Source organism: Mycobacterium lehmannii (genome assembly GCF_002245535.1).
In the GTDB taxonomy this organism is placed as follows: Bacteria; Actinomycetota; Actinomycetes; order Mycobacteriales; family Mycobacteriaceae; genus Mycobacterium; species Mycobacterium lehmannii.
Genome location: NZ_NKCN01000003.1, coordinates 309,944 through 330,676, shown reverse-complemented (window position 1 = coordinate 330,676; position 20,733 = coordinate 309,944). Strand labels below are relative to the sequence as shown.

At 68.4% G+C, this 20,733-nt stretch carries 24 protein-coding genes; 9 read left to right on the top strand and 15 right to left on the bottom strand.

Annotated features, from left to right (window positions below; genetic code table 11):
* Positions 1-12: 12 nt before the first annotated feature.
* From holA to CEX87_RS06185, 3 genes are read right to left on the bottom strand one after another with little or no spacing between them, the layout of a single operon-like run.
* Positions 13-954, bottom strand: a complete 942-nt coding sequence (holA, locus tag CEX87_RS06195) for a DNA polymerase III subunit delta (RefSeq protein ID WP_198957166.1) — start codon at positions 952-954, stop codon at positions 13-15.
* Positions 955-968: 14 nt separating this feature from the next.
* Complete coding sequence (locus tag CEX87_RS06190) at positions 969-2,513, bottom strand: ComEC/Rec2 family competence protein (RefSeq protein WP_094286449.1); 1,545 nt, start codon at positions 2,511-2,513, stop codon at positions 969-971.
* A gap of 5 nt (positions 2,514-2,518) precedes the next feature.
* On the bottom strand, positions 2,519-3,340 hold the full coding sequence (locus CEX87_RS06185; protein ID WP_094286388.1) for a ComEA family DNA-binding protein: 822 nt from the start codon (positions 3,338-3,340) through the stop codon (positions 2,519-2,521).
* Between the two features lie 112 nt (positions 3,341-3,452).
* Between CEX87_RS06185 and CEX87_RS06180 the strand changes: the two genes are divergently transcribed.
* The 3 genes from CEX87_RS06180 to CEX87_RS06170 are packed head-to-tail and all read left to right on the top strand — an operon-like array spanning position 3,453 to position 6,107.
* Positions 3,453-4,187 carry a hypothetical protein gene (locus CEX87_RS06180; protein WP_233151295.1) on the top strand — a complete coding sequence of 245 codons (735 nt, stop codon included), beginning with the start codon at positions 3,453-3,455 and terminating at the stop codon, positions 4,185-4,187.
* A gap of 37 nt (positions 4,188-4,224) precedes the next feature.
* Positions 4,225-5,031 (top strand): SDR family NAD(P)-dependent oxidoreductase, encoded by an 807-nt coding sequence (locus CEX87_RS06175; protein ID WP_082695011.1) that lies wholly within the window; start codon positions 4,225-4,227, stop codon positions 5,029-5,031.
* Between the two features lie 23 nt (positions 5,032-5,054).
* Positions 5,055-6,107 (top strand): NAD(P)H-dependent amine dehydrogenase family protein, encoded by a 1,053-nt coding sequence (locus CEX87_RS06170; RefSeq protein WP_064396795.1) that lies wholly within the window; start codon positions 5,055-5,057, stop codon positions 6,105-6,107.
* 19 nt (positions 6,108-6,126) lie between these two features.
* Here the strand turns inward: CEX87_RS06170 and CEX87_RS06165 are convergent, their stop codons facing one another.
* The 11 genes from CEX87_RS06165 to CEX87_RS06115 all read right to left on the bottom strand — a co-directional run bounded on the left by CEX87_RS06165 (position 6,127) and on the right by CEX87_RS06115 (position 14,617).
* Positions 6,127-6,747, bottom strand: a complete 621-nt coding sequence (locus CEX87_RS06165; RefSeq protein ID WP_064419630.1) for a maleylpyruvate isomerase family mycothiol-dependent enzyme — start codon at positions 6,745-6,747, stop codon at positions 6,127-6,129.
* Positions 6,744-7,229, bottom strand: coding sequence for an SRPBCC family protein (locus CEX87_RS06160; RefSeq protein WP_064396799.1), 486 nt, complete (start codon positions 7,227-7,229; stop codon positions 6,744-6,746). Before CEX87_RS06160 ends, CEX87_RS06165 begins: the two co-directional genes overlap by 4 nt.
* On the bottom strand, positions 7,226-7,510 hold the full coding sequence (locus CEX87_RS06155; RefSeq protein ID WP_064397379.1) for an ArsR/SmtB family transcription factor: 285 nt from the start codon (positions 7,508-7,510) through the stop codon (positions 7,226-7,228). Before CEX87_RS06155 ends, CEX87_RS06160 begins: the two co-directional genes overlap by 4 nt.
* A gap of 134 nt (positions 7,511-7,644) precedes the next feature.
* Positions 7,645-8,481, bottom strand: a complete 837-nt coding sequence (locus tag CEX87_RS06150; RefSeq protein WP_064396801.1) for a DegV family protein — start codon at positions 8,479-8,481, stop codon at positions 7,645-7,647.
* Entirely contained in the window at positions 8,472-9,194 is a 723-nt protein-coding gene (octT, locus tag CEX87_RS06145) for a diglucosylglycerate octanoyltransferase (protein ID WP_066808347.1), read from the bottom strand. The genes CEX87_RS06150 and octT overlap by 10 nt, the downstream gene beginning before the upstream one ends.
* Complete coding sequence (gpgP, locus tag CEX87_RS06140; protein ID WP_064427626.1) at positions 9,184-9,843, bottom strand: glucosyl-3-phosphoglycerate phosphatase; 660 nt, start codon at positions 9,841-9,843, stop codon at positions 9,184-9,186. The genes octT and gpgP overlap by 11 nt, the downstream gene beginning before the upstream one ends.
* 20 nt (positions 9,844-9,863) lie before the next feature.
* Positions 9,864-10,265 (bottom strand): ribosome silencing factor, encoded by a 402-nt coding sequence (gene rsfS / locus CEX87_RS06135; protein ID WP_064396805.1) that lies wholly within the window; start codon positions 10,263-10,265, stop codon positions 9,864-9,866.
* Complete coding sequence (nadD, locus tag CEX87_RS06130) at positions 10,262-10,933, bottom strand: nicotinate-nucleotide adenylyltransferase (protein ID WP_198957162.1); 672 nt, start codon at positions 10,931-10,933, stop codon at positions 10,262-10,264. The genes rsfS and nadD overlap by 4 nt, the downstream gene beginning before the upstream one ends.
* A gap of 55 nt (positions 10,934-10,988) precedes the next feature.
* On the bottom strand, positions 10,989-12,437 hold the full coding sequence (locus tag CEX87_RS06125; protein WP_064396809.1) for a vWA domain-containing protein: 1,449 nt from the start codon (positions 12,435-12,437) through the stop codon (positions 10,989-10,991).
* A 1-nt stretch (position 12,438) separates the two neighbouring features.
* Positions 12,439-13,314, bottom strand: a complete 876-nt coding sequence (locus CEX87_RS06120; RefSeq protein WP_064396811.1) for an AAA family ATPase — start codon at positions 13,312-13,314, stop codon at positions 12,439-12,441.
* 46 nt (positions 13,315-13,360) lie between these two features.
* Entirely contained in the window at positions 13,361-14,617 is a 1,257-nt protein-coding gene (locus tag CEX87_RS06115) for a glutamate-5-semialdehyde dehydrogenase (protein WP_064419632.1), read from the bottom strand.
* 74 nt (positions 14,618-14,691) lie between these two features.
* Here CEX87_RS06115 and CEX87_RS06110 point away from each other — a divergent pair, with 74 nt between their 5' ends.
* From CEX87_RS06110 to CEX87_RS06090, 5 genes are all read left to right on the top strand, one after another.
* The gene (locus CEX87_RS06110) at positions 14,692-15,582 is read left to right on the top strand and encodes a PfkB family carbohydrate kinase (protein ID WP_064419633.1); all 891 of its coding nucleotides are present in this window, start codon (positions 14,692-14,694) and stop codon (positions 15,580-15,582) included.
* Positions 15,579-16,418, top strand: a complete 840-nt coding sequence (locus CEX87_RS06105) for an enoyl-CoA hydratase/isomerase family protein (RefSeq protein ID WP_094286381.1) — start codon at positions 15,579-15,581, stop codon at positions 16,416-16,418. The genes CEX87_RS06110 and CEX87_RS06105 overlap by 4 nt, the downstream gene beginning before the upstream one ends.
* 94 nt (positions 16,419-16,512) lie before the next feature.
* Complete coding sequence (locus CEX87_RS06100; protein ID WP_094286379.1) at positions 16,513-16,842, top strand: ArsR/SmtB family transcription factor; 330 nt, start codon at positions 16,513-16,515, stop codon at positions 16,840-16,842.
* Positions 16,842-17,453, top strand: coding sequence for a cation efflux transmembrane domain-containing protein (locus CEX87_RS06095; protein ID WP_094286377.1), 612 nt, complete (start codon positions 16,842-16,844; stop codon positions 17,451-17,453). Before CEX87_RS06100 ends, CEX87_RS06095 begins: the two co-directional genes overlap by 1 nt.
* A 20-nt stretch (positions 17,454-17,473) precedes the next feature.
* Positions 17,474-18,076 (top strand): methyltransferase family protein, encoded by a 603-nt coding sequence (locus tag CEX87_RS06090; protein WP_094286447.1) that lies wholly within the window; start codon positions 17,474-17,476, stop codon positions 18,074-18,076.
* Positions 18,077-18,094: 18 nt separating this feature from the next.
* Here the strand turns inward: CEX87_RS06090 and CEX87_RS06085 are convergent, their stop codons facing one another.
* Positions 18,095-20,149 (bottom strand): NAD(+) synthase, encoded by a 2,055-nt coding sequence (locus CEX87_RS06085; RefSeq protein ID WP_094286375.1) that lies wholly within the window; start codon positions 20,147-20,149, stop codon positions 18,095-18,097.
* A gap of 43 nt (positions 20,150-20,192) precedes the next feature.
* Between CEX87_RS06085 and CEX87_RS06080 the strand changes: the two genes are divergently transcribed.
* The gene (locus tag CEX87_RS06080) at positions 20,193-20,732 is read left to right on the top strand and encodes a cysteine hydrolase family protein (protein WP_064396824.1); all 540 of its coding nucleotides are present in this window, start codon (positions 20,193-20,195) and stop codon (positions 20,730-20,732) included.
* Position 20,733: the final 1 nt, after the last annotated feature.

The window sequence follows — 20,733 nt, the reverse complement described above, 5'->3', positions numbered from 1 at the left end:
GTTCGACTTCGCTCAGTCTTCTATGAGCTCGGCGACGCGCCGCACCGTCGCCTCCAATGCGTAGTCCGCGTCCGCTGCGGCACCTTTGACATCCGCATTGAGCGCGGCCACCAACCGCATCGCCTCGGCGACGGTGGTGGTCGACCATCGTCGCGCCTGCTTCTGCGCCTTCTGCACCCGCCACGGCGGCATGCCCAGCTCTGACGCCAGCCGGTAAGGGTCCCCCGACAGCGGCCGCACCCGCGCGATGGTGTGCACCGCTTCGGCGAGGGCGTCGGCCAGCACGACGTGTGGTTCGCCGCGCATCATCGCCCACCGCAGCGCCTCGGCCGCCCCGGCCACATCTCCGACGACCGCCTTGTCGGCGACGTCGAACCCCTTCACCTCGGCCTTGCCCGAGTGGTAGCGGCGCACCGCCTCCGCGTCGACCGCCCCGCCGGTATCGGTCACCAACTGCGAACAGGCCGCCGCCAGCTCCCGGATGTCGGAGCCGATCGCGTCCAGCACCGCGGTGACGGTGTCCTCGCCGACCTTCACCTTCAACGCGCGGAACTCGCGGCGGACGAAGTCGGCACGGTCGGCGGCCTTGGTGATACGCGCGCATGGATGCACTTGCGCGCCGAGCTTCTTGAGCTGATCGGCCAGCGCCTTGGCGCGCCCACCACCCGAATGCACGACGACGAGCATGGTGCCCGGCGGCAGGTCCGCCGCAGACTCGGCGATGAGCGCGGCCGCATCCTTGCCCGCCTCGGCCGCCGCCTCCAACACCACCACCCGCTCCTCGGCGAACAACGACGGGCTCAACAATTCGGCCAGTTCGCTGGTGCTGACCTCACCGGCGCGCAGGCGATCGACCGGAATGTCATGGACGCCCGCCTGTTTGCGCACATCCCGAAGAACCGCCGCCACCGCCCGTTCGACCAGCAACTCCTCGTCCCCGAGCACCAGATGCAACTGCGACGCTTCGCTCACCCCACGATCGTGTCACGCCCCGCCGACAGCCCCGACACCGTCCACGCCAGCAGGCACAGCGCGGCGGCGACCGCCGCGATCCGCACGAAGCGGAAGCGCCACGCGAGGACGACCGCGACTCCTACGCCCGCGGTCAGCGCCACGCCCGCTAGCCCGGACGGCACCGAGACCGTCGACCCCGGCATACCCGCCGCCCAGCGAGCCACCTGCAGTAGCCACCACACCTCCGGGCCGGTGAACCGGATCAGCAGGTCGGCGCCTGCGGGCCAGATTCCACCCAGCGCCGCGGCGGCGGTGCCGAGCACGGTGATCGGTGGAATCACCGGGGCCACCGCGACATTGGCGGCCACCGATACGACGCTGAACGTCCCGGCCATCCCGGCCACCAGCGGTGCGGTGACCAGTTGCGCGGCGGCGGCCACGCTGAGCGCGTCGGCGGCGGGCTTGGGCCAGCCCCTACCGACGAGGCGCCGCGACCACACCGGCGCGACCACGACGAGGGCCGCCGTCGCCGACACCGACAGCGCGAACCCGACGTCGACGGCCAGCTCCGGCGATCCGATCATCAACGCCAGCACGCTGGCCGACAACGCGGGAATGGCCTGGCGGCGCCGGTGCGACAACACCGCCAACAACGTGATCGCCCCCATCACCGCGGCGCGCAGCACACTGGCGGTCGGCTGCACGACCACCACGAACGCCAGTAGTGCGACCGCCGCAAGGCCGACGGCCGCCCGTGGCCCGACGAAACCCGCGGTCAACAGCACGGCGCCGCACACGATCGTCACGTTCGCCCCGGACACCGCGGTGAGATGGGTCAAGCCCGCTGCACGAAAGTCGGCCGTCGTCTGGCGCGGCACACTCGACGTGTCGCCGAGCACGAGCGCGGGCAGCATCGACGCCTGATCGGCGGGCAGCGACCGGCGCGCGGCCTCGGCGAATCCGGCGCGGACCTCAGCGGCCGCACGTTGGACGGCGGACGCCTCGCCGTAGGTGGGACCGCCGATCACCGACAGCACCGCCACGGTGAGATCGCGCCGCGTGGGCCGCCCGATGCGAGCCCGAAACGCCACCGGTGTGCCTGCGGTCAGCTCGCCGATGCGACTGGTCGACGCGAAAACCACGACGCGGCCAGATATCTCGTGTCCATCCAGCACCACGAGGGCCCCACGGAACATCGTCCGGTTGCCGTCGAGCGCACGCGGACTTTCCGTCGGGGTGACCACGACGGCGGCGGCCGTGCCGTAACGCTGGGTGACCGGATGCTCGCGCACCTCGTCGACCCGCAAACCGATCGCGATCGCGAAACCCGCCGCCACCAACCCGACCGCCAGCAGGCTCGCGCCGACACCATTGCCGTCGGTCGCCGCTCGCCGTCCACTACCCCACCACCCCAGCGCCGCGGTGGCCGCCACCGCGCCGACGGCGGCGATTGCCGAACCCCCGACCGGCCACAGGATTCCGGCGCCGGTCACCGCCCAGCCGGTCAGCGCCGCCGGGACCAGGCGCAGATCCAGTGGGGCCGCGTCGGCGTCCGCCACCGGAGTCACACATGCACGAGGTCACGCAGCTTCTCCAGCCGCGCCGGTCCGATGCCGTCGACGTCGCCGAGCTGGTCGACGCTGGTGAACCGGCCGTTGGCGTCGCGCCAGGCCACGATCGCCGCGGCGGTCACCGGCCCGATGCCGGGCAGCGTGTCGAGCTGCTCGACGGTCGCGGTGTTCAGGTCCACCGTGCCGCCCGCCGGTGCACCGCCGTCCCCCGTCGACGGCGTGTTCGTCGACGCGGGCGCCGCGACGCCCGTGCTGACCGAGCTCCCCATGGCGGCCGGTTCACCCGCCGCAGGCGCGATGCCCACGACGATCTGCTCACCGTCGGCGATCCGTCTGGCCATGTTGAGCCCCACCAGGTCGGCGCCGTCCAGCGGCCCGCCCGCCGCGGTGAGCGCGTCGGCGATCCGAGCGCCTTGAGCCAGCGTGACCAGTCCCGGCTTGTGGACCAGGCCCACGACGCTGACGACGACGGGGGCTCCCGGCTCCGGCGGCGCGCCATCGGGTGTCGGGCTGGCCGACGAAACCATCTGCACCGGCGGCAGTTTGGCCGCCGCCACCGCTGGGTTGTCGTCGCGCAGCAGCACGAACACCGTCACCAGCACGGCAATGAGACCGACACCACCGAGCGCCATAACCCCGGCGCGACCGGGATCTGCGCGGACCGCGGCGATCCAACCGGCCGCGCCGCTGCCTGCGGATTCCGGCAACCAGCGCGTCAACGACGTGTCCGGTCGCCGAACCTCATCGCCCGGTTCGGGCTCCACTTCCCCACTCAGCCTGCGCTGCACGCGCTCGGCAGGCAATTCAGTCCGCATGCATGTGAAGCTAGGTGCGGGAACCGACCGCGGGACTCGCCAGCGGCGGCCGGCGACTCGCCCTGTGGATGAAATGAGCGTTGGGGATAGGGCCGATGTCTACAGTGTTGCTGTGGATCGTCGAGTGCCGATGGTCGCGGCCATCGCGTTCGCGGTGCTGTACGCCGTTGCGCTGCTGACGGTTCCGGCGCTGCCCGGCATCGACCACCCGGGCCTCGACATCGTCACCCATCTCAACGAACACTCCGGCGCGATGCGCACCCAGGCGCTGTTGCTGGCGTTCGGCGCGCTGGCTCTGGTGGTGGTGTTCGGCCATGCCCGCGACCGACTCGCGGGACCGTACGCGTTCGTGTTCACCATCGGGTCGGCCGTCGTCCTCGTCCAGATCAGCATCGCGACCTGGTTCACCGCAGGGTTATCGCTGCATCCCGGCGATCTCGGCTCCGGAACTGCGCGGGCGCTCGCCGACGTGGTCACGATGTTCGGACCCCTGCTGACCGTGGCGAACATCATGGTCGCCGCCCCGATCCTGTTGGCGGCCAACGAGGGACGCTTCCCCCGTTGGCTCGGCATCGTCGCGGCGGTCTTCGCCGTCGAGCAGCTGATCGAGACCATCACGATCATCGGGCCGCCGGGAAGCTTCATCTCCCCGGGAGGCCCGATGAACACGTACCTCGGCGGGCCGTTGTTCATCCTGTTCTTCCTCGCGCTCGGGGTGGCGCTGTCGTTGCCCGACGAACCCGACACTCCGGCGTTGCCTGCCGGGGCCGATACCGTCGCCAGCGGGCCTGCCGACGACGCCGACGCATCCGCCTCCGAAGACCCCGCCGAGCGCGACCCGGAATAGCCCAGCCGCGCCGCGCCAACGCACTAGCATTCCCCCGGTGGCGACGTTGCAGCGGTTCACCGACCGTCGGGTGCTGATCACCGGAGGGGGATCCGGTATCGGTCAGGCGACGGTCCTGCGGATCCTCGACGAGGGCGGCACCGTGGTCGCCGCCGACGTCAGCGAGGCCGGGTTGGCCGACACCGAGGCCAAGGCCGGTGAGACGACCGCCGGGCTCACCACCGTGGTGATGGACGTCGGCAGCGAGGATTCGGTGCAAGCCGGGGTCGCACGCGCCGTCGCCGCGATGGGCGGTCTCGATGCGCTCGTCAACGCCGCGGGCATCCTCCGGTCGTCTCACTTTGCCGACACCACGCTTGCCGACTTCGAACAGGTTTTACGCATCAACCTCATCGGGACGTTTCTGGTCACCCGCGAGGCCCTGCCTGCGCTGCGCATCGGCACTGCCCCGGCAGTGGTCAACTTCAGCTCGACGTCGGCGAGCTTCGCACATCCCTACATGTCGGCCTACGCGGCGTCTAAGGGCGGCATCCAGGCGATGACGCACACGTTGGCACTGGAGTTCAGCAAGCAGGGCATCAGGTTCAACTGCGTCCAGCCGGGGTCGATCTCATCGGGAATGACCGACGGCACAGGGCGATCCGGCCAGAGCGTCGGACCCGGCCTGCCGGAGGACGCCGACTACACGCTGTTCGGCAAGATCATGCCGACACTGCCCGTCGACGGTGACGGGATGTTCGCCAAACCCGACGCCGTCGCGGCCGTCGTCGCCATGCTCGCTGCGCCGGAGGCCTACTTCGTCACCGGTACCGAGGTCCGCGTCGACGGCGGCACCCACATGTGAATCGCCGACACCGAGGAGTTTTCGTGACGACAGCTGACCGGCCGCTGCGGGTCATCCAGTGGACGACCGGCAACATCGGCCGCCGGTCGCTGCACGCGATCATCGGGCGAGACGATATGGAGCTCGTCGGTGTCTACGCCCACGGCGCCGACAAGGTCGGCGTCGACGCGGCGGAACTGGCCGGCTGGCCCGAACCCACCGGAGTGACGGCTACCAACGACATCGATGCGCTTCTGGCCCAACGGCCCGACGCCTGCTGCTACAACCCGTTGTGGCCCGACATCGACGAGTTGGCCCGGCTTCTCGAGGCAGGCGTCAACGTCTGCTCGAGCGCGGCGTGGATCACCGGCGGCAAGCAGTCGCCCGAGGACCTCGACCGGATTCGAAAGGCCTGCGAGAAGGGCAATTCGACGATCTTCGGCAGCGGTGCGCATCCCGGTATGAGCAACATGGTGGGGATGGTGCTCTCGGGCGCCTGCGAACGCGTCGACGAGATCCGTATCACCGAGTCGGTGGATTGTTCGACCTATGAGTCGGCGGGAACGCAGACCGCGATGGGCTTTTCGCAGGATCCGGCCACCCCCGGGCTGGCCGAGAGCGTGCGGCGCGAAAGCGAGGTGTTCGCCGAGTCGGCGGCGATGATGGCCGACGCGATCGGCGCAACGCTCGACCGGATGACCTTCGACGTCACGTTCACCGCGGCCACCGGCGATTCCGATCTCGGGTTCATGCGGATTCCCGAGGGCACGGTCGCCGGGGTCCACGGTTACCACCGCGGTTGGGTGGGGGAAAAGAACGTCGTCAGCGTCGGATTCAACTGGATCATGGGCGAGCACGTCACCCCGCCGAAGCCCCTCGAACACGGCCATGTGATCCAGGTGTTCGGACTGCCCAATATGCGCACGGTGCTGCATTGCCTGCCGCCCAGGGACTGGACCGAACCCGGCTTCATGGGCCTGGGCATGATCTACACCGCGCTGCCGGTGACCAACGCCGTACCCGCAGTGGTGGCGGCGCCGGCCGGCATCGTGACGCTCAAGGACCTTCCGCCGATCACCGGGCGCGCGGCGGTGTGAACTCAACGGTGCCGCACGCTCAGAGCCGCTGTGCCAGTCTCGCTTTGCCGGGTCCGTCGAGATCGCTGAGCGCAGCGCCTCGCCCAGCCATCGCCATCAGCAGCGCCTCCCCGCTACCCCGCACCTCCGGGCCGCTGCCGTGAGTCCAGTCGAGATCCGTCGCGACGAGTCGTAGCCCGCGCGCCCGCCACGCTCCCCTCAAGAAGGGCGCGTACTTGGTGAATTCCAATGCAACGACCAGTCTTTCGGGTTTGATCAAGCGGGGCATGTCGAGCGGTCGGCGGATGTCCTGTTGGTGGACCATCCCGTCGGTGAGCGCGATCCGTCCGTCGAATCCCGCCGTGCTGCCGCGCGGCCGGGCGTACTTGCGCATCAGCGCGGTGAGTTCGGACGGAGACTTGTCCGCGTTCAGCGCGACCCCGATCGCGTTCGGATTCCTGTGGCGCAGTAGGCCCAATGCCATGCGGGCCACTGCGCGGGGCCGGCTCAGATCCTCGTAACTGATGACGTGGGCGACCACATCGCGAACCCGCCAGTCCGTGCACAAACTCGGCTGATCCCATTGCTCCGGGGTCAACTGGTCGAGCAGCGCGGCGAAATCCTCGCGCTCCTCGCGTGCCATCTGCATTGGGGCCGTCATTGCGCCTCGCCCTCCAGCAGCTCACCGAACCGGCGCAGGTACAACGGCCAACCCGCATCCCCGCCGACACCGGAAGCCACGGAATCCCAACCGTCGCCGTGCCGTTCGATGTGGCGATGCTCGAGGGTGACGCGCGTGCCACCATCCGCCTCGGCGGTGAACAGCACCTCCACCTCGCTGCACCGCGTCGGATCCGATTCGACCTGCCACGTCGCGCCGATGTCCCACGAGAAGACGAGGCGGCGCGGAGGCTCGACGACGAGCACCCGCGCCCACACGCACACGCTGTCGTCGACACCGCGGTCGTAGATGCGACCGCCGGCGCGGGGTTCCAACACCGTCTCCGCGATCGGCACGCCCAGCAGGTTGTGCTCGCGGGGCTTGAAGTCGCCGAATCTCTCGGTGAACACCTGAAACGCTCGCGCCAGAGGAGCTTTGACCGTGATGTCGTGGCGGATGACCGCGGACCGGGCTGAGGTCATGGTGGATCTCCTTCGCTCTCGACTATCTCCTTGAAACCGGCCAACGCCTGCATCCAGAACCGATCGAGTTCGGCCCGCATCGCGGCCAAGCCCGCGGGCTCCAGTTGATAGACGCGGCGGGTGCCGTCGGCGTGGTCGCACACCAAGCCCGCGAGCTTGAGCACCTTGAGGTGCTGCGACACCGCCGGCCTGCTGACCGGAAGTTCGCGCGCCAGTTCGCCCACCGCCATCGGCCGGTGCGCGAGGCGTTCGACGATCGACCGCCGGGTGCGGTCGGCCATCGCCACCCAAGCGTCACCCTCTTGGTAAGCCAGCACGAACGGTAAGCTACCACTTACCAATCTGTCTCACAAGGCCCATCGCGCGCACGGTTGTGTACGCGAAACACAGGTGGAAAGCGTGCGATCGGCGGACGTTATTCGGCCAGTTGGACGACGACGCCGATCGCACCGGCGCCGAGATGAATCGCCAGCACCGGCCCCATATCGGTGACGGTGAGCGATTGGAGCTGCGGAAGCCGATCGGTCAGCGCGGCGCCGACCTGGTCGGCGCCGTCGTGGTTGTCGACATGGTGCACGGCGATCGAGGCCTGACGCTCACCGACGAGTTCGGCGATGCGGTCCACCATCGCGGCGTGTGCCTTGGTGATCGTCCGGATCCGCTGATCGAGTACGAGCCGGCCGTCGACATCGAGGCGCAGCAGCGGTTTGAGCGACAGCGCAGTCCCCAACCACGACGCCGCGGTCCCGATCCGCCCGCTTCGCCGCAGGTTGTCCAGCCGGTGCACCACGATGAACGCATGGGTGCGCTGAGCCGCCGAACGAGCAACGGCCTCAACCGAATCCAAGTCCGAGCCGGACACCGCGGCCTTGGCCGCCGCCACGGCCGTGAAGCCCACCCCCATCGCCGCCGACCGCGAGTTCACCACCCGCACCAACGATCCGAACTCGCGGGCCGCCTGGACCGCCGAACTGTAACTGCTCGACAGCGCCGACGACAGGTGCACCGCGACCACGCCGTCGCCGCCACTGTCCCGAAGCGCTTGCCGGTAAGTGTCGACGAGGTCGGCGGGCGCCGCCCCGGCGGTGCTGGCGCGCGGTACGTCGTGGATGTCGTAGGGCACTTCGTCGATCCCGTCGCGCAGATCGATCACATCGACCAGCACATGCAACGGCACCTGCCGGATGTCCCACTGTTTCAACTCGTCGGGCGCCAACCGCGACGACGAGTCGGTCACCACGATCACCGACATGGCACGCCGGCTTCGGCGAGCGCTTTGAGCATCGAGTCCGCGACGGCCCGATGGGCTTCGAAGTTCCAGTGGATCCCGTCGGGGTTGCCCTGTCCGCTCATGACGTACTCACCGACCGCCGCCTTGAGGTCGACGAGCGGAACATCATGCTGCCCAGCCCATTCGGTGAGCGCCTTGACCGTGCCCGCGCGGCCGTGGTGCGCCCTGCCGTACGTGTCGGCGATGTGCACCGAGGGCAGGCACGCGACGACGGGAATCCCGGGGCGGTTGAAGTCGATCGCGCCACGCGTCATCTCGAGGTACTCGGCGGACAGGTGCGGGGGCAGCGCCGCTCGCGCCACCGGCGACAGGCGCGGCTGCACCCAGCAGTACCCGTCACGCACCCAGCGCCGCAGCAACGGCGGGCGCACGTAGCGGATGAGTTCGCGCAGCGCGGTCGGCAGCGGCGATGGCAGCGAATCCATCCCGCCCGTGGCGAACACGACCGCACCGGCCCGCGGAAGCGCCGCCCAGGCCCGCGGATCCTGTGTGGCCGCCCACCACACGTCGCGACACGTCCAGCCGATCCGTCCGATCAGCTCGAGATCCCAATCCAATTGTGCGGCAACGATGTTTGGCCAGATACGCGGGTCGTCGGAGGGCAGCCCGCCGGTCGGCCCGTAGTAGGACAGCGAATCGCAGAAGACCAGCAGGGTCCGACGCTCAGAGGACATCGCCGGCAACCTGCGCTGAGGCGTTCCACACGTCGAGCCGCCAGCGGATATCGTCGGCTGCCGCGTCGACCGCGCTGTGGCCGGACAGCTGCACCCAGCTGGCGTTGCCCATTCCGCCCAGTATCGGCCAATTGTCCACCGGCAGGTCGAGCAGCGAGGCGGTCAGCGCCGCGATCAACCCGCCGTGGGCGACCAGCACCACCGGCCGGTCCGGTCCGTCGCCGGATTGGTCCAGCCCCCACTCGGCGTGTTCGTCGACGAGCTCGTCGACCAGCGGCCTGCTCCGCACCGCGACGTCGACGCGGCTCTCACCGCCCGGCGGCGCCCACCGTGAGTCGTCGCGCCATGCCAGCCTGGCTCCCGGCGCGACGGCGTCGACCTCCAGGTGCGTCATACCCTGCCACTGGCCGAGGTGGGTCTCCCGCAGGCGGGTGTCGACGGTCACCGGCATTCCAGCGTGTTCGCCCAGCGCGACTGCGGTGTCGAGGGCGCGGCGCAGATCCGACGACACGATCGCCTGCGGTCGGCGTTTGGCCAACACCTCGGCGGCGGCGACGGCTTGATGACGTCCCAGATCGCTCAGGTCGGTGTCCAGCTGGCCCTGCATCCGGCTGCCCGCGTTGTACTCGGTCTGCCCGTGCCGGAGCATGACCAGGCGCCGGATCCTCCTCACGGCCCGCCGTCCTCGTCCGCGGCTGCCCGCGCCGACGGCTCACCGACATCGACGGGGATCGTCGGGCAGTCTTTCCACAGGCGGTCCAGCGCATAGAAGTTGCGCTCGTCCTGATGCTGGATGTGCACCACGATGTCGACGTAGTCCAACAGCGTCCAGCGGCCTTCGCGGGCGCCTTCGCGGCGGGCCGGTTTGTAGCCGGCGACACGCATCTTCTCCTCGACCTCGTCGACGATCGCATTGACCTGACGCTCGTTGGAGGCCGAGGCGATGACGAAGCAGTCGGTGATGACGAGTTGACCCGACACGTCGATCACGACCACGTCGTCGGCCACTTTGGATGCGGCCGCCTTCGCGGCCACCGTCGCCATGCGAACGGCTTCGTCGGAGGCGCTCATCGATGCTTTCCTTGAGTTGTCAGCGGTTGGGCATAGAGTTTGCGCTTCGCCACGTATTGCACGACGCCGTCCGGCACCAGGTACCAGATCGGCCGGTTCTCCTGGGCGCGCTTCCGGCAGTCGGTCGAGGAGATGGCCAGCGCGGGCACCTCGACCAGGCGCAGCGCGTCGTCCGGCAACTCCTTGACCGCCGCGGCGATGTGCTTGCCGTCCAGTTCGTAGCCGGGCCTGCTGACACCCACGAAGTTCGCGATCGCGAACATGTCCTCCCAGTTCTGCCACGTAAGTATCGACGCGAGCGCGTCGGCCCCGGTGATGAAGTACAGATCGGCGTCGGGGTTGAGCGCATGCAGATCGCGCAGCGTGTCCTTGGTGTAGGTGGGCCCGCCCCGGTCGATGTCGACGCGGCTCACACTGAACCGCGGATTGGAGGCCGTGGCGATCACCGTCATCAGGTAGCGGTCCTCGGCGGCGGTGACGTCGCGGTCCTTCTGCCAGGGCTGTCCGGTGGGGACGAACACGACCTCGTCGAGCCCGAACAAATCGGCCACCTCGGAAGCGGCTACCAGGTGGCCGTTGTGGATGGGATCGAACGTCCCACCCATCACGCCGAGCCTGCGTCGCGGAGCCACGAATAGCCAGCTTACGGGGCTGCCGCGAAATGGCATTCCAGCAGGGCTCTACTCGCACTTTCTCTGCTGGAACGCAATTTCGCGGAACAAGTCAGACCGGTAGCAGCTGGTCGATCACCGTGGCCAGCTGCTTGGCCGAGCGGCATTCGTGCATGGTGATGACGTCTTGGTAGCGCGGCACCGCCGAGTCGCCGCTGCCCCACAGGTGTCGCGGTTCGGGGTTCAGCCAGTGCGCGTGCCTGCTCGAGTTGACCATGTGTGCGAGCAGCTCGATCTCGGGGTTGCGGTAGTTGTTGCGGCCGTCGCCCAGGATCAGCAGTGCGCTGCGGGGTGACAGCGCGTTGGGCCATCGGTCCATGAACGACACGAACGCATGCCCGTAGTCGGAGTGCCCGTCGCGGGTGTACACCCCGGCCTCACGGGTGATCCGCTGCACGGCGACCGCCAGGTCGGCGTCGGGCCCGAACAGTTCGGTGACCTCGTCGGTGGTGTCGATGAAAGCAAAGACGCGAACCCGACTGAACTGCTGGCGCAGCGCGTGCACCAGCAGCAGCGTGAAGTGGCTGAAGCCGGCGACCGAACCGGACACGTCGCACAACACGACCAGCTCGGGCCGCGCCGGATGGGGTTTCTTCAGCACGACGTCGATCGGCACCCCGCCCGTCGACATCGATTTGCGCAGCGTCTTGCGCAGGTCGATCTCACCGGCGCGCGACCGTCGTCGCCGCGCGGCCAGCCGGGTCGCCAGCGTGCGGGCCAGCGGTTGGACCACCCGGCGCATCTGACGCAGCTGATCCCCGGAGGCGCGCAGGAACTCGACGTTCTCGGCGAGCTGCGGCACCCCGTACATCTGCACGTGGTCGCGGCCGAGCTGCTCGGCGGTGCGCCGTTTGGTCTCGCCCTCCACCATCTTGCGCAGCTGGTTGATGCGTTGCGCGGCAAGCGCTTTGGCGATCTGCTCTTGCGTCGGTGTCGGCTCGTCGCCGTAGGGCGCCAGCAGACCGGCCAGCAGCCGGCCCTCGAGGTCGTCCAGGTTCATCGCCTTGAGCGCCTGATACGACGAGTACGACGGACCCCGACTGGAGTTGTACCGGCCGTAGGCCTCGACGATCTGGGCGATCATCGCGGCCATCCGCTCGTCGAGGTTGGCCAGGTCCTGGTTTTCGGCCAGCATGTCCAGCAGCGCCGCGCGCATCGCCTCGACGTCTTCGGGCGGCAGACCCGGCTCCTCGGCGTCGGTGTCGTCGTCGTCCTCGACCAGGATCGTCCTGGCGCCCAGTGCGGCGGGGAACCACAGGTCGAACATCGCGTCGTAGGTGTCGCGGTGGTCGGGGCGGCGCAACACTGCGCACGCGATGCCTTCGCGCAACGCGTCGCGGTCGCCAAGTCCCAGCACCGAGAGCACCCGTCCGGCGTCTACGGTCTCCGACGGTCCAACCGAAATACCTTGTGCCCGTAGCGCTTCGACGAACCCGACGAGATGACCGGGCAGGCCGTGCGGTGCCAGCGGCTGCGGCGGCCGGGTCCGGCGGACGGCCATGTCAGTTGAGCCTCAGCTCGCCGGACGCCTTGATCTGATCCGACTGATGTTTGAGCACCACCCCGAGGGTGGCCGCGATCGTCGCATCGTCGATGGTGTCCAGGCCCAGGGCCAAGATCGTGCGGGCCCAGTCGATCGTCTCGGCCACCGACGGAAGCTTCTTGAGCTGCATCCCCCGCAGCACACCGATGATCTTGACCAGTTCGTCGGCGATCCGCTCGGGCAACTCGGGCACCCGCGACAGCAGGATCCGGCGTTCCAGGTCGGGATCGGGGAAGTCGATGTGCAGGAACAGGCAGCGACGTTTGAGCGCCTCGGACAGCTCCCGCGTGGCGTTGGAGGTCAGCACGACGAACGGCCGCCGCTCGGCGGTGATGGTGCCCAACTCCGGCACGGTCACAGCGAAGTCCGAGAGCACCTCCAGCAGCAGGCCTTCGATCTCGATGTCGGCCTTGTCGGTTTCGTCGATCAGCAGCACCGTCGGCTCGGTGCGCCGGATCGCGGTCAGAAGCGGACGCGAGAGCAGGAACTCCTCGCTGAACACGTCGTCGCGCGTGGCGTCCCAGTCGCCGGACCCCGCCTGGATCCGCAAAATCTGCTTGGCGTGGTTCCACTCGTAGAGGGCGCGGGCCTCGTCGACGCCCTCGTAGCACTGCAGCCGCACCAGACCTGATCCCGTCGACTGTGCGACGGCGCGGGCCAGCTCGGTCTTGCCGACCCCGGCGGGCCCTTCCACCAACAATGGCTTGCCCAACCGATCGGCCAGGAAAACCGCTGTGGCGGTTGCGGTGTCGGGAAGATAGCCGGTTTCGGCGAGCCGCCTGCCGACATCTTCGATGTCAGCGAAGAGCGGCGCTGGGCGCGCGGGGACGCTCACGGGCGGGGTTCGATTCTCTTCGCGCAAGCGCTCATCGTTCTCCTGTTCAGGCGGGGCGAGTGTGACCGTCGCCCCACACAATCCATTTGGTCGAGGTCAGTTCGGGCAGACCCATGGGTCCGCGGGCGTGCAGCTTCTGGGTGGAGATGCCGATCTCGGCGCCGAACCCGAACTGCTCGCCGTCGGTGAACGCCGTCGATGCGTTCACCATCACCGCGGCGGCATCGACGCGTTCGGTGAAGCGTTGCGCGGCAGCAAGATCGGTGGCGACGATGGCTTCGGTGTGTCCGGTGCCGTATTCGTTGATATGGGCGATCGCGGCGTCGACACCGTCGACCACCGCCACCGCGATGTCCATCGACAAGAACTCGGCGCGCAACTCGTCGTCTGACGGGTCGTCGTGCACCGTCACACCGGCGTGTCGCAGCGCCTCGGTCAGCCGCGGCAACGCACGGTCGACGATGGCGGCGTCGATCAGAACCGACTCGGCCGCGTTGCAGACGCTGGGTCGACGGGTCTTGGCGTTGAGCAGGATTCGTTCGGCGACGTCTAGGTCGGCCGATTTATGCACGTACACATGGCAATTGCCGACACCAGTCTCGATCGTCGGCACGGTCGCGTCACGGACGACGGCGTCAATGAGACCCGCACCGCCGCGGGGGATGACGACGTCGACGAGCCCGCGGGCCTGGATCAGATGCGTCACGCTGGCGCGGTCGGCGCTGGGCAGCAACTGCACGGCGTCCACCTCGAGCAGTTCGGTGGCCAGTGCGGCCCGCAGCGCGTTGACCAGTGCGGCGTTGGAGTTGGCCGCCGAGGAGCTACCGCGAAGCAGCACCGCGTTGCCGGATTTGAGTGTCAACCCGAACGCGTCGACCGTCACGTTGGGCCGTCCTTCATAGACGATTCCCACGACGCCGAGCGGTACGCGCACCTGGCGCAGCTGCAAGCCGTTGGGCAGGGTGCGGCCCTGCAACACCTCGCCGAGCGGATCGGGCAACCGAGACACCTGACGCAACCCGTCGGCGATGCCGTCGATCCGTTTCGGGTTCAATGCGAGCCGATCGAGCATCGCCTCGGGCGTGCCTGCGGCACGGGCGACGTCGAGATCGCGCTCGTTGGCCTCGAGAATCTGGCCCGCCGACATCAGCACGTGGTCGGCGGCGGTGTTCAACGCACGGTTCTTGGTTTCCGAACTCAGGGTGGCCAGCGCGCGCGCCGCCAGGCGGCCCCGGCGGGCGGCGTCGTGCACCTGCTGGCGCAGATCGGCGCCGACAGCGCCGACGGGTGCCTCCACACTCATTTATCCAGGGTATCGAACGAGGTTCGGACGTTCGACACGTGTCAGGCGGGGCCCCTGCATTAGCGTTGGGAGCCATGGCGCCGCGGGACTGCAGCCGGGTATGCGTGGTCGGCAGTGTCAACGCTGATCTGACTTTCACCGTGCGCACCCTGCCCCGCCCGGGCCAGACCGTGCTGGCGTCGGGTCTGTCGATGGCCCCGGGCGGCAAGGGCGGCAACCAGGCCGTCGCCGCGGCCAGGGCAGGCGCGAGCGTGCGACTGGTCGCCGCGCTCGGAGACGACGGGTCGGCCGAGATGTTGCGCCACCACCTGGACGCCAACGGCGTCGCACTCGACGGCGTCGTCACCGTTGCGGGACCGAGCGGGTCGGCCGTGATCACCGTGGACTCGTCGGCGGAGAACACGATCGTGGTCGCGCCGGGCGCCAACGGAGCGCTGAGCGTGGACTCCGCCGAGGTCCGCGCCGTCATCTCCGACAGCGACGTGGTGCTGCTGCAGCTGGAGATCCCGATCGCGACCGCGATCGCCGCCGCGCAGGTGGCGTCCTCCGCAGGCGCGGCCGTCATCGTCAACGCCTCGCCGGCCGGGGCCCGACCGCACGATCTGCTCGCCTTGTCCGAGCTGGCCGAGGTGGTCGTGGTCAACGAAACCGAGGCGGGCGCGTGGCACTGGCCGGTCCCCCACCTCGTGATCACCCGCGGGGCGCGCGGGGCGAGCTACCTCGGTGACGGCGAACGCTTCAGCGTGCCTTCCCCCGCGGTGCGCGCGGTCGACACCACCGGCGCGGGTGACGTGTTCGCCGGTGTGCTCGCCGCGCACTGGCTCGACGGCCACGAAGTCGCCCTGCGCCGCGCCTGCGCCGCGGCGGCCCTGTCGACGCTCGTACCGGGAGCGGGTGACTGCGCGCCCTATGCCGAAGCCATCGACGACGCTGTGTCCAACAGAGCAACAGAAAGGCAGCTATGACGACCACCCAGCCGAGCACCACCGACGCCCCGCGGCCGCCCGACGGCGACTGGCTCGGCACCCCGTTCCTGAAGTTCACCCGCGAGGGCGCGTTCGGGGTGTGCCGGCTCGACCGGCCGGAGGCCCGCAACGCGATGACCCCCGCGATGTACTTCGGCATCAAGTACGCGGTCAAGCATGTCGAGAGCGACCCTGATCTCGCCGGACTGCTGATCACGGGTACCGGCGACGTCTTCGCACCCGGCGGGGACATGGGTGGGGGCGGTGCCGACAATTGGATGACGTTCGGGCCTGCGCTGGGGATGGACGCGTTGCCGTTCGACACGCTGCGTCAGTCCGCCAAACCCGTCGTCGCGGCGGTGAACGGGTTGTGCCAGGGCGGTGGGCTGCAGATCGCGCTGTGCGCCGACATCGCCGTGGTCAGCGAGCGAGCTACGTTCCGGGTGCCCGAGCTGTACCGCGGGATCGCCGACACGTACTACAGCCACATGTTGGCCCGGCTCATCGGGCCGGTGCGCACCCGCGACCTGATGTTCACCGGGCGCACGTTGACCGCCGCCGAGGCACACGACTGGGGCATGGTGGCGCGCGTGGTGCCACATGACGAGCTGGCGGAGGCCGCTCGCGAGGTCCTTGCCCAGTGCTGTCGGACTGCGCCCGCGGCTCGAACCGTCGTCAAGTCCAGCCTGGACAACTACATCGGCCTCTACGACCGCATCGGTATGCAGGCCAGCCTGGGCGGCGCGCCCGAGTCCATCGAGGGCTTCATGGCCTTCAAGGAGCGACGGTCGCCGAACTGGGTGCACCCGGACCTGCGCATCGACGGCCGCCTCTAGGGCCGCGATTTGGGTGTAGTTGGTGGCGCTGACCGCAACCAACTACACCGAAATCGCAAGGAAATAGTTCAGCTAATGATGTACTGTCTGCGTCATGCAGACGGTCACTCGCAGCGATGCGCTGTCGCGGTTCGGTTGCGCTCTGTCGGATCCGACCCGCGCCGAGATCCTGTTGATCCTGCGCGACGGACCCGGATATCCGTCGGAACTTGCCGACAAGATCGGCGTCTCCCGCCAGATCCTGTCCAACCACCTGGCGTGTCTGCGGGGCTGCGGTCTGGTGACCGCGCAGCCCGAGGGCCGGCGCAACCGCTACGAACTCTCCGATGAGCGCATCGCACACGCGCTCGACGACCTGGTCGGTCTGGTGCTCGAGGTCGATCCGGCCTGCTGCCCAGCCGCCGCCGACGACGCCTGCTGCTGATGGCCACCCCGAGCGACACCCGACGCACGGTCCTGGCGCGCCGGATCCGCTGGCTCGTGGCGGCCACGATCACCTACAACGTCATCGAGGCGATCATCGCGCTGGCCGAGGGCGCCCGGGTGTCGTCGTCGGCGCTGGTGGGTTTCGGCCTGGATTCGGTCGTCGAGGTGTCCTCCGCAGCAGCCGTCGCATGGCAGTTCTCCGCACGCGATCCCGAAACGCGGGAAAAGGCCGCGCTGCGATTCATCGCGTTCTCGTTCTTCGCACTCGCCGCGTACGTCGCCGCCGACGCGGTGCTGACGCTGACCGGCCGAGGTGAGGCCGCACCGTCGGTCGTCGGCATCGTGCTGGCCGCACTGAGCCTGATGATCATGCCGGTGCTGTCGTTGGCGCAACGGCGGGCCGGTCGCGAATTCGGGTCGACGTCTGCGGTCGCCGACTCCAAACAGACACTGCTGTGCGCCTACCTGTCGGCGATCGTGCTGGCGGGCTTGGTTCTCAACGGCCTGTTCGGCTGGTCGTGGGCCGACCCGGTCGCCGCGCTCGGGATCGCGGTGATCGCGGTCCGCGAAGGGGTCGAGGCCTGGCGCGGGGACCCTTGCTGCGGGTGAGCGTCGAGAAAGGAGTGAGCATGCCGATCGTCGCCATCGTCTTGTTCGTGGTGTTCGCCATGCTCGGATTCGGTTGGCGCAGTTGGCAACAGAAACGCCGCACCGGGTCGACGGGTTTTCGTGGTATCAGCGGCCGGCCGTTGTCACTCGAGTGGTTCGCCGGCGTGGGGTTCGTCGTCTCGATGGGTGCCGCGGTGTTCGCGCCGATCCTGCAACTGGTCGGCATCGTCGCTCCGCTGGCGCCGCTGGATCGGACCTGGGTGAACATCGCCGGCATCGCGATCGCGGTGGCGGGCATCGCCGCAACGCTTTACGCACAGGTCGACATGGGCGACTCGTGGCGCATCGGGGTCGACGCCAGTGAGAAGACGACGTTGGTGCGCCGCGGCGTGTTCGGATGGGTGCGCAATCCGATCTTCACCGCGATGATGGTGTTCGGCTTCGGAATCGCCCTGATCACACCGAATCCCGTCGCGGTGATCGGGTTCGTACTGCTGGTCACGACGATCCAGACACAGGTCCGTGTCGTCGAAGAACCGTACCTACTCACCGTGCACGGCGACGACTACCGCGACTACCTTGCAACCGTCGGTCGATTCCTTCCCGGCGTGGGACACCGGTAGCACGCGACGAAATCGCCGTCATTCCTCAGGGATTTCGCGCTCGATCTCGTCGAGCCAGGTGCGTGCGGGCATGTCCGACGGCGCCCGCCAGTCGCCCCGCGGCGAGAGCGATCCGCCGTGTGACACCTTGGGCCCATTCGGCACGGCCGACCGCTTGAACTGGGCGAACGAGTAGTAGCGCTGGGCGAACACCTGCAGCCAGTGCCGGATCTCCTTGAGCGAGTACGACGGTCGCTTCGACTCGGGGTATCCGGTCGGCCACTCGCCGCGCTGCGGATCGCTCCATGCGTGCCAGGCCAGAAACGCCACCTTTGAGGGCCGGAACCCGAAGCGCAGCACCTGGAACAGCGAAAAGTCCTGCAGTACATATGGTCCGACCTTGGACTCGCTGCTCTGGATCTCCTCGTCCTCACCCGCGGGCACCAGCTCGGGCGAGATCTCGGTGTCGAGCACCGACTGCAACACCTCGTTGACCCTGTCGTCGAACTCCTTGGAGGAGATCACCCAGCGAATCAGGTGCTGGATCAACGTCTTCGGAACACCGCCGTTGACGTTGTAGTGCGACATCTGGTCGCCCACGCCGTACGTCGACCACCCCAGCGCGAGTTCCGACAGGTCGCCGGTGCCCAACACGATGCCTCCGCGCTGGTTGGCAAGGCGGAACAGGTAATCGGTGCGCAGCCCGGCCTGCACGTTCTCGAACGTGACGTCGTAGACCTTCTCCCCGCGGCCGAACGGGTGGTCGATGTTGGTCAGCATCAACTCCGCTGTGGAGCTGATGTCGAGTTCGGTGAACGTCACCCCCAGCGCCTCGGCCAACCGCTCGGCGTTGCCCTTGGTGCGCTCGCCAGTCGCGAATCCGGGCATGGTGAACGCGAGAATGTCGCTGCGGGGGCGCTGTTCGCGATCCATCGCCCGGGCGGCGACGATCAAGGCGTGCGTCGAGTCCAGACCTCCGGACACCCCGAGCACGATCTTGGGGAAGTTCAGCGCGCGCAGGCGCTGTTCAAGCCCGGCCACCTGGATGCTGTAGGCCTCGTAGCAATCCTGTTCCAGCCGTTCGGGATCCGACGGCACGAACGGGAAACGCTCGATGTGGCGAAGCAATCCGACGTCGCCGGTCGGCGGATCGAGCTGGAACTCCACCCGCCGGTAGGTGTCCGTCGATGCCGCGTGGTGTCTGCGGTTGTCGTCGAAGGTGCCCATCCGGATGCGTTCGGATCGCAGCAACTCCAGATCGACGTCGGCGACGGATCGGCGTTCACCCTTTGGGAAGCGCTCGGATTGCGCGAGGCATTCGCCGTTCTCCCAGATCATCGTCTGCCCGTCCCAGGCCAGGTCGGTTGTCGACTCGCCCTCGCCCGCCGCGGCGTACACATAGGCGGCCAGGCAGCGCGCCGACGCCGAGCGGGCCAGCAGGCAGCGGTCTTCGGAGCGTCCGATCGTTATCGGGCTTCCGGACAGGTTCGCCAGCACCGTCGCGCCGGCCAGTGCCGCCGACGCGCTCGGCGGGATCGGCACGAACATGTCCTCGCAGATCTCGACGTGCAATACGAACCCGGGGACGTCGGTCGCGGTGAACAACAAGTCGGGCCCGAACGGCACGTCGGCCCACTCACCTCCGCGGCCCATTCGGATCGCGCCGCGCACGTCGTCGCCGGGTGCCATCTGCCTGCGCTCGTAGAACTCCCGATACGTCGGCAGGTAGGACTTGGGCGCGACGCCGAGCACGCGGCCGCGGTGGATCACGATGGCCGTGTTGTAGATCCTGTGCCGATAGCGCAGCGGAGCTCCGATCACGAGGACGGGCATCAGGTCGGCGGAGGCGACGACGATGTCGAGCACCGCGTCCTCGACCGCATCCAGCAGCGCGTCCTGCATCACGATGTCCTCGATGGAATATCCCGACAGCGTCAGCTCCGGAAAGACCGCGAGCGCGACGTTGTCGTCGTGGCAGGCGCGCGCCATCCGCAGCACCGACTCGGCATTGGCCCGCGGATCGGCGAGCGTCGTGTGGTGCGTGCATGCGGCGACGCGGACGAAGCCGTGCCGGTACGCCGAGTAGAAATCCATGCCTCATTGTTGCCCGAAAACGGAACGGGGTATGCAAGTCCCCATGAGTGACACCGCAGTGCTGGTCATCGACATGATGAACACCTACCGCCATCCCGACGCCGAGAAGCTGATCCCCCACGTCGCCGAGATCATCGATCCCCTTGCGGCGCTCGTCGCCGAGGCCCGTGACCGCGACGATGTCGACCTCATCTACGTCAACGACAACTACGGCGATTTCACCGCCGAGTTCAGCGACATCGTGCAGTCGGCGCTGCAGGGCGAACGCCCCGACCTGGTCGAGCCGATCGTCCCGCAGAAGGGCTGCCGCCTGATGACGAAGGTGCGTCACAGCGCCTTCTACGCCACGGCGCTGGCATACCTGCTGGGGCAGTTGAAACCCGAGCGGGTCATCCTCACCGGTCAGGTCACCGAGCAATGCATCCTCTACACCGCGCTGGACGCCTATGTCCGGCACTTCCCCGTCGTCGTGCCACCGGACGCCGTAGCCCACATCGACCCGGAACTCAGCGACGCGGCACTGACCATGATGAAAAGCAATATGAGCGCCGAGATCACGCCCGCGGCAAAGTGTTTGCAGTAAT